Origin of the sequence: Saccharopolyspora sp. (genome assembly GCF_017434145.1) — a bacterium.
Classification (GTDB): Bacteria; Actinomycetota; Actinomycetes; order Mycobacteriales; family Pseudonocardiaceae; genus Saccharopolyspora_C; species Saccharopolyspora_C galaxeae.
In genome coordinates this window covers 1-3,299 of sequence record NZ_JAFRFW010000978.1, presented here as the reverse complement: position 1 = coordinate 3,299, position 3,299 = coordinate 1, and the positions used below count along the sequence as shown (strand labels likewise).

4 protein-coding genes are annotated in these 3,299 nt (G+C 71.2%); 2 read left to right on the top strand and 2 right to left on the bottom strand.

Annotated elements, in window-relative coordinates; all coding sequences use genetic code 11:
* The coding region (locus IJH84_RS26555) for a PDZ domain-containing protein (protein WP_295150322.1) at positions 1–543 on the bottom strand (543 nt) is incomplete at its 3' end.
* 142 nt (positions 544–685) lie between these two features.
* Between IJH84_RS26555 and IJH84_RS26550 the strand changes: the two genes are divergently transcribed.
* On the top strand, positions 686–2,161 hold the full coding sequence (locus IJH84_RS26550) for a zinc-dependent metalloprotease (RefSeq protein ID WP_295150319.1): 1,476 nt from the start codon (positions 686–688) through the stop codon (positions 2,159–2,161).
* 123 nt (positions 2,162–2,284) lie between these two features.
* Here IJH84_RS26550 and IJH84_RS26545 read toward each other — a convergent pair whose 3' ends face one another.
* Positions 2,285–2,827, bottom strand: coding sequence for a M48 family metallopeptidase (locus tag IJH84_RS26545; RefSeq protein WP_200072639.1), 543 nt, complete (start codon positions 2,825–2,827; stop codon positions 2,285–2,287).
* A gap of 226 nt (positions 2,828–3,053) precedes the next feature.
* Here IJH84_RS26545 and IJH84_RS26540 point away from each other — a divergent pair, with 226 nt between their 5' ends.
* Complete coding sequence (locus tag IJH84_RS26540) at positions 3,054–3,206, top strand: DUF5679 domain-containing protein (RefSeq protein WP_200072638.1); 153 nt, start codon at positions 3,054–3,056, stop codon at positions 3,204–3,206.
* Positions 3,207–3,299: the final 93 nt, after the last annotated feature.

Below are 3,299 nucleotides of genomic sequence, written 5' to 3'. Positions count from 1 at the left end.
GCCCGGCGGGCTGCCACCCACCGCCGCCTGCAGCGCGGCCGCGTCGGTGATCGGCCGCCCGTTGACCGACAGGATCTGGTCCCCGGCGTCGAGCACCGCGTCCGCGGGGCTGCCCTTGACGACCTGGCCGGCGACGACCTTCGTCGGATAGCCGAGGTGGCGCAGCGCCGCGGTCTCCGCGGAGGTCTGCGAGTCGTTGAACGCCTCGGTGTTCTCCTGCTCGATCTGCTGCTCGGTCTTGGTCGGCGGGTAGTAGACCTCCCGCGGCGCCAGCGCGTAACGGCCGCTGACCCACATCCCCAGCGCGCCGAGCAGCGAGAGGTGATCGGCGACCGACACCGTGGTCATGTTCAGGTTCCCGGCCGTCGGGTAGGTGCGCTGCCCGTCGATGTTGATCACGGGCGTGCCGCCGTCCTCGCCGAGCGTGTTGTACGTCGGCCCCGGTCCGAGCGCCACGTAGGGCACCCGGACGAAGCCGCCGAGCAGCCCGAATGCGACGACGAGGACGACGCTGATCAATAAGGTCCAGGTACGACGGGTCACGAGCCGACAGCGTACGTGTTCGCCGTGCGCGAGATTCCCGCCGCCGGGTGCGCCGCCGATCAAGCCACGAGCTGCGAACATCCGCCGAACCGGGCAGGTGAGCGCCTTATCCGCGCACGCCCCGCCCGCGTACGGTGGAAGCATGAGTGACACGCCGTTCGGGTTCAGCCCGCAGGATCCCGACGACGACCGCGACAAGCGCGACTCGTCGGAAGGGCGCTCCGAGGGTGGCGCCGGCGATTCCGGGCAGCAGTCCGGCTTCGGGTTCGGCTTCGGCTCGCTGCCCGGCGGTTCGGGCGGACCGGGCGGGATGCCGAACTTCGACATGGGCCAGCTCGGGCAGATGCTCACCCAGCTCGGCCAGGCGCTGAGCCACTCCGGGCAGCCAGGTGGTTCCGGTTCCGGGCCGGTCAACTACGACCTGGCCAAGCAGCTCGCGGTGCAGCAGTTGCACAACAACCAGCGCACCGAGCGGCCCAGCCAGCAGCAGGTGAAGGGCATCGAGGACGCGATGCACCTGGCCGAGCTGTGGACGGATCCGATGACGGCGCTGCCCGCCGGAGTGCGCTCGGTCAAGTCCTGGTCGTCGGTGGACTGGGTGGAGCAGACGCTGCCGACCTGGCAGCGGCTGTGCGACCCGGTGGCCCAGCGGGTGTCGAGCGCCTGGCTGGAGGCGTTGCCGGAGGAGGCCAAGCAGGCGGCGGGGCCGCTGCTGTCCATGCTCGGGCAGATGGGCGGACTCGGGTTCGGTTCGCAGCTGGGCAACAGCCTCGCCGAGCTCGGCGCCGAGGTGCTCACCTCCACCGACGTCGGCCTGCCGCTGGCGCCGGAGGGCACCGCCGCGCTGCTGCCCGCGAACGTGCAGCGCTTCGTCGAGGGGCTGGACCGCCCGCTCGAAGAGGTCACCTTGTTCCTGGCCGCGCGGGAGGCCGCGCACCACCGGCTGTTCAGCCACGTGCCGTGGCTGCGGCAGCGGCTGCTGGCCACCGTCGAGGAGTACGCGCGCGGCATCCAGGTCGACACCTCCTCGCTGGAGGACATGGCCAGCAAGATCGACCCGACGGATCCCAGCTCGATGCAGGAGCTGATGGGGTCCGGGATGCTCGAGCCGAAGAACACCCCGGAGCAGCAGGCCGCGCTGACCCGGCTGGCGACGCTGCTCGCGCGGGGCGCGGGCTGGGCGGCCGTGGTCGTCTCGGACGCGGTCAGCGACCGGCTGCCGGGAGCGGACGCGTTGCGCGAGACGATCCGCCGCAGGCGCGCCAGCGGCGGGCCCGCCGAGCAGACCTTCGCCACGCTGATCGGCCTGGAGCTGCGGCCGCGGCGGCTGCGGGACGCGGCGAACCTGTGGCGGCTGATGACCGAGCGGCACGGCGTGGACAGCCGGGACCGGGTTTGGGACCACCCCGACCTGCTGCCGAGCGCGGCCGACCTGGACGAGCCGTTGGACTTCGCCGATCGCTGGGGCGCGAGTTCCGACCTGGACGACCCGATCGCCGCGATCAAGCGCGCCGAGGCGGCCGAACAGGACGAGGTGAAGCAGGACGAAGCGGGCCAGGACGGCGGCGAGCAGGGCGAGAACGACCAGCAGGGCCGGGACGACCAGCAGGACAAGTGACAGCCGCGTCGCCCGCGCACAAACCGGCGCCGCGGAGTGAACGGCCTGTTCGTCCCAGTAGCTTGGTCGAACGGTCCGTTCGCTCGGAAAGCGCGGGGCGCCGTTGTGGCTGCGGCGCCGGCATCAGTCCACCGGATCGCCGTCCAAGGTCAGGTCCAGGTTCGCCGCGGCGGAGAGCCCTTCCAGGTAACCCACGGCGCGCTCGGTCTTCGGGTAGCGGTTGACCCACTTCCAGAAGTCCGCGCCGTGCCCGGGCACCAGCAGGTGCGTGAGTTCGTGCACCAGCACGTAGTCCAGCACCCAGCTCGGCACGTCGCGCAGCCGGTTGCTGATCCGGATGGTCTTGGAACTCGGCGTGCACGAGGCCCAGCGGGTGCGCATCGGCGGCACCCAGCGGATCGAGCGCGGCTCGGCGCGATCGTCCAAGTACTGCTCGGAGAGTTCGCGGCAGCGCTGCACCAGCGCCTCGTCCGACTCCCGCGCCGGTGACCGGCGGCGGGTTTCGCTGCGTTGCAGGCGGCTGAGCATCTCGGCCACCCATTTCTTCTCTTCTGCCCGGCTCATCCGTGCCGGGAGCAGCACCACGACCTTGTCGCCATCCCGATACGCGCTGACGGTCTGGCGGCGGCGTTTGCTGCGGCGCACCTCGACCTGCGGTTCTGCCACGAGATCCGACCCTAGCGACCGGCACCGACAGCGGGACACGGCTGTGAGCATTTCCGCAGCGCCTACTCGGCGTGATCCCCTAAAGCGTTACTCCATTCGCCCGAACATGCGATCACCGTAATGCAGTGCTAGCGATTCGATCGCCGGTACGGTTCCCTGCGCGGCCCGGACCGGGCGGACCGGCGGCGCGAGGCGCCGCTGCCAGCACGACACGAAGGAGAGCGCCGTGGCCGAGACCTACAACGGTTACTGCGTGAAGTGCCGGGAGAAGCGGGACTTCTCCGGCGAGATCACGGAGACCAACGGCCGCCGGATGGCCAAGGGCACCTGCCCGGTGTGCGGCACCCGCATGACCCGCATCTTGGGCAAGTCGTCCTGAGCGCCTGCCGCCCGAGCTCGGCGCAGCTGGTCGGTCGGCTCGCGTAGGGCGTCGGCGCCGGCATCGCGAGACGACGGCGCAGAGCCCGCGGCG